The sequence below is a fragment of the Aeromonas sp. R3-1 genome, from assembly GCF_040908345.1.
Classification (GTDB): Bacteria; Pseudomonadota; Gammaproteobacteria; order Enterobacterales; family Aeromonadaceae; genus Aeromonas; species Aeromonas veronii.
Genome location: NZ_JBFODN010000157.1, coordinates 1 through 3,993 on the forward strand (window position 1 = coordinate 1; position 3,993 = coordinate 3,993).

Annotated in this window: 1 protein-coding gene, 3 tRNA genes and 1 pseudogene; 2 read left to right on the forward strand and 3 right to left on the reverse strand. The window is 56.6% G+C overall.

The features are described from left to right. Nucleotides 1-248: 248 nt before the first annotated feature. The 3 genes and pseudogenes from AB5Y85_RS09705 to AB5Y85_RS09715 all read right to left on the reverse strand — a co-directional run. Nucleotides 249-1,031, reverse strand: a pseudogene (locus AB5Y85_RS09705) (IS630 family transposase); the annotation flags it as partial. A 313-nt stretch (nt 1,032-1,344) separates the two neighbouring features. Continuing rightward, nucleotides 1,345-1,420, reverse strand: a tRNA-Asn gene (locus AB5Y85_RS09710). A gap of 4 nt (nt 1,421-1,424) precedes the next feature. Next, nucleotides 1,425-1,500: transfer RNA gene (locus AB5Y85_RS09715), tRNA-Asn, on the reverse strand. 487 nt (nt 1,501-1,987) lie between these two features. Between AB5Y85_RS09715 and dauA the strand changes: the two genes are divergently transcribed. Beyond that, nucleotides 1,988-3,724 carry a C4-dicarboxylic acid transporter DauA gene (gene dauA / locus AB5Y85_RS09720; RefSeq protein WP_204383407.1) on the forward strand — a complete coding sequence of 579 codons (1,737 nt, stop codon included), beginning with the start codon at nt 1,988-1,990 and terminating at the stop codon, nt 3,722-3,724. A gap of 183 nt (nt 3,725-3,907) precedes the next feature. Next, nucleotides 3,908-3,992: transfer RNA gene (locus tag AB5Y85_RS09725), tRNA-Ser, on the forward strand. Nucleotide 3,993 lies beyond the last annotated feature (1 nt).

Here is a 3,993-nt window from a genome sequence, read left to right on the forward strand (position 1 = left end):
GCGTTGTTTGAAACGCTATATCGTCAGGGAACTCTACCCTTTGATCTTGGCCGATTTAGCTGACTCAGCGCGAGCCTGTTGACATAGGAGCGTCAGCCCGGATGCTCATGCCTTGACGGGCCAACACTCTGATTTCCACTGATAACTCTTGGGTCAACATGGGCGTGGCTCAAAAGCCACAATCTTGGCCCAGGTGGGTCAACTTTACTCCGGCGTTAGTGGATCATTTTTACATCGGCGGTGACATCGAGGAGCAGCGTGATGGTTTTGGCTCGCCGGTAGTGGCGACGCAGCTTTTCCTGCATGGCGATAAACAGGGATGAGTTTTTCTTTATCCCGCTGACGTAAAATACTCTTCCATTGCCTGCATGGAGAACGCCTGCCAGGTAATGTTTGACGTTCTGTCCCGGTGTGACAACCCGCTTTTGCTGCGCTCTGAACATCCAGTCGGCCCCTAATTTGGGATTGAGGTCTATATCGACTTCATCCTCATAAAACACCGGATTAGCGGCATCACAGCGGGCCAGCGCAGCGTCGATATTCGCCATTTTCTCCTGATAAGCTGGGTCTTTTATCCGCAAGGTCGGCACGGGCCTGCGCCAGACAATGCCCATACGAGGTAGCCATCGACGAAGTGTGGAGGCAGCCACATTGAGCCCTGTTAACCGATTGATTTTGATAGCCAATAGCTGCTCAGTACACCAACGGCTGCGTTGATAACCAAAATCTTGCGGAGAAAACTGCATGAGCAGCACCAGTAAGGTGACAATCTTGGCGACAGGTAGGACCGGGGCACGGCCAGCCGGTAAGGCTTCTAACGCACCCACACCTTCATCCCGATACCACCGAAGCCAACGGCCGATGGTCGAGCGAGCCGCGCCGGTAATGTGATGAACATCCGTGATCGTGCATCCTTCATGTAACAGCAAGATGGCCATCAAGCGACGAGCATGCCCTTTATCACGGGTGGCATGGATGATTTTGTGAATACGGCGCCGTTGTGGTCGTGGCAGGGGTGGTAGGATATGCATCAACTCAGTCCTTTGGGTGTGGCTTGTTTTGTTTGGCGACTAATGAGATCGCACAAACTGGACTGAGTTCCCTTCCTCCAGTGATCTACTATTCGGAACAGCTATTTAGATCGTGACCCATTCGCCAGCTGAGCTGGCCGGATAGGGACCGGAGTCATCGTTAGTCGAATTTGAGTTGAGAGAAAACAGGGAGAGTGGATCGTTCACTGCGAGGGGAATGTGGCAGAGCAAGCGTTGAGGGATAGCTGGCTCAGCTTGAAACAATGGAGAAACAGATACGAAAAAGCCCAGCCAAAGGCTGGGCTTTAGAATTTGGCTCCCTCGACAGGACTTGAACCTGTGACATACGGATTAACAGTCCGCCGTTCTACCGACTGAACTACGAGGGAAAAGTGGCTCCTCCTACTGGACTTGAACCAGTGACATACGGATTAACAGTCCGCCGTTCTACCGACTGAACTAAGGAGGAATTGCCTGTCTCGTTAAGACGGGGCGAATATTAATGACCAGGGAGACGGGTGTCAACCCGCGAATTTCCCGAAAACCGGATTTTCGGACTGTTTGCCCAAAAGTTGCGCTTTGCGGTTTATTTTCAGCACAATCAGTCCCTTGCCATCGCATTGGCCAACTGATGCCGGGAACATTGGTTCGGTTCGCATCAACCTGATGATGCCAGCATGATGTCGCGAACGTGCCGGTAACCAGGTGAGGCTCAAATGGTAATCTTTGTGGCAAAAAGGGGGAGAGCAGGAGCCAAGATCGGCGATTTGGCGGCAAATAGGCCAAATAATGGGTGAGCGCGCGTTTCATTGATCCTGCCCATCGAAAAAATGGCCTGTCTGGAGTAAGGTTACGCAGGATACCATCGCCGCGTCGACAGCCCTGCCGGCCCTTGATGATGATCGGGCGCCGGATCTCTCCGGCCTTTATCTCCCTCTTCTGGTATTACGATATACATGCACAAGCAAGCCTCTTTAAATAGCGTGAAGCTCGCCATAGCCTTACGCCAGTCCTGTATTGATGAACCCTACAGCATGGCCCGCTTCGGCCGTGATCTTATCGCCGGTGTGACGGTGGGCATCATCGCCATCCCGCTCGCCATGGCACTGGCCATCGCCAGCGGTGTGCCGCCGCAACACGGTCTCTATACCGCCATCATTGCCGGAATCGTGATCGCCGTAACCGGTGGCTCCCGCTACTCCATCTCCGGCCCGACCGCTGCCTTTGTCGTGATCCTCTACCCGGTCGCCCAGCAGTTCGGGGTTGGCGGTCTGTTGATGGCGACGCTCATCTCAGGCCTCTTTCTGGTGGCGATGGGGATGGCCCGTCTTGGCCGCCTTATCGAGTACATTCCTCCGTCAGTGACGCTGGGCTTTACCGGTGGTATCGCCATCGTGATCGCCACCTTGCAAATCAAGGACTTCTTTGGCCTGAGCGTGCCCGAGATGCCGGAAACCTATTTGGGCAAGGTCGAAGCGTTGGCCGCCGCCCTGCCAAGCTGGCAGTGGGGCGATACCCTGGTGGGGGTCGCAACACTGGCCGTGCTGCTGCTCTGGCCACGCCTGCGTCTGCCGGTGCCTGGCCACCTGCCCGCGGTGCTGGTCGGGGTGGGTCTGGGTTTTGGCCTCCATTACTTTGGGGTAGATGTGGCCACCATCGGCAGCAAGTTCAGCTATACCCTGGCCGACGGCACTCAAGGGATGGGGATCCCGCCCATCGCGCCGACCCTGGTGATGCCCTGGGCCTTGCCCGGACCTGATGGCTTGCCGGTTGAATGGAACCTGGCGGCTGTTGAGCGGCTGCTGCCTGCCGCCTTCTCCATGGCGATGCTGGGGGCGATCGAATCGCTGCTCTGCGCCGTGGTGCTCGATGGGATGACCGGTCGCAAACACAGCTCCAATGCCGAGCTGGTGGGGCAGGGGCTTGGCAACATCTTCGCCCCCTTCTTTGGCGGCATTACCGCTACCGCTGCCATCGCCCGCTCTGCCGCCAACGTGCGTGCCGGCGCTACGTCCCCCGTCTCGGGGATCGTCCATGCGCTGGTGGTGCTGGCCGCCATTCTGGTGCTGGCCCCTTGGCTCTCCTGGTTGCCGCTCTCGGCCATGGCTGCCTTGCTGCTCATCGTGGCCTGGAACATGAGTGAAGCGCACAAGGTGGTGGAGCTGATCCGTCGCGCGCCCAAATCCGATGTGCTGGTGCTGCTGGTCTGCCTGTCACTCACCGTCATTTTCGACATGGTCATCGCCATCACTTTCGGGGTGATCCTGGCCTCCCTGCTCTTTATGCGCGAAATCGCCAAGATGACCAAACTGCACGATTTGGCCGAGCACAAGCGCTATGCCCATGAGGTGCCGGACAACGGCCTGCTCTACAAGATCAACGGCCCGCTCTTCTTCGCAGCGGCCGAACGGGTCTTTGCCGAGCTGGAATCACAAGTGAAAGGACACAAGGTGCTGGTGTTGCAGATGGAGGCGGTTTCCATCCTCGATGCGGGCGGCCTGTCAGCCTTCCTCCACTTTGGCAAGCAGATGGCTAAAGCCGGTGTCGAGTTGCGGGTGGCCGAGTTGCAGTTCCAACCGCTCAAGACCCTGGCGCGCGCCAAGGTGCGGCCGCAGCCCGGCAAGCTGGAATTTTACGGCTCGCTGGAAGAGGCGCTCAAAGGTGAACATTTGCACGAAGCGGCAGTAAATTGATTGAAAGGGATACGAAACGGCATATTTTTGGTCACTTGGTTCGGATATTGAGCAAACGAACGCAAAAAGTAAAAAATTGCATTGACCAAAAGCCATCGTATCCCTTACATTACGCCCCGTCGCCGCGGCATAGTCCGCCAGCGAATGTGCAGCTCAAGCACATAAAGCAGTGAGCAAAAATTTGGTGAGGTGTCCGAGTGGCTGAAGGAGCACGCCTGGAAAGTGTGTATACGGCAACGTATCGAGGGTTCGAATCCCTCCCTCACCGC

What these genes read in the sequence shown, in the direction of transcription:
- dauA (WP_204383407.1), top strand. Translation starts at nt 1,988, where the DNA reads ATGCACAAGCAAGCCTCTTTAAATAGCGTGAAGCTCGCCATAGCCTTA.